At 39.9% G+C, this 398-nt stretch carries 1 protein-coding gene; it reads left to right on the top strand.

Features of this window, described 5'->3' with window-relative positions; all coding sequences use genetic code 11:
- Nucleotides 1–254, top strand: a 254-nt coding sequence (locus tag CIL02_RS05520) for a transposase (RefSeq protein WP_141210138.1), incomplete at its 5' end; no start/stop codon positions are given.
- Nucleotides 255–398 lie beyond the last annotated feature (144 nt).

The raw sequence follows: 398 nt of genomic DNA, 5'->3' as shown, positions 1-398 counted from the left end.
CCATTCACCTTAAAAACAACATGAAAGGTGCCTTGATGAGCGTGTCTGACAAGCTGCTGCTTAGGAAACGAGCAATAATAGAAACGGTAAATGACGAGTTGAAGAATATTGCACAAGTGGAACATTCAAGACACAGGTGCTTTGACAATTTCATCGTGAACCTGCTTGGAGCTATCGCTGCTTATTGTATGTTTCCCAAGAAGCCGTGTATCAATGTACAACGTACAGTTGATACACAGCTTTCATTGTTTTGAATTCATCGAACTCACGTAGGATTAGGATTTGTGCCATGAATACGTTTGATAAACAATGATATCTGGATCATTATGTTCTCGTCAAGCGGCATACATCTGTATTTATTGCCTTTTCCGTTGAACAGGATGCTGCCTGTTACATTT

Origin of the sequence: Prevotella sp. P3-122 (assembly GCF_002251365.1) — a bacterium.
Taxonomy (GTDB): domain Bacteria; phylum Bacteroidota; class Bacteroidia; order Bacteroidales; family Bacteroidaceae; genus Prevotella.
Note: the sequence above shows the minus strand (reverse complement) of the source record. Positions and strands in the feature narration are given on the sequence as shown.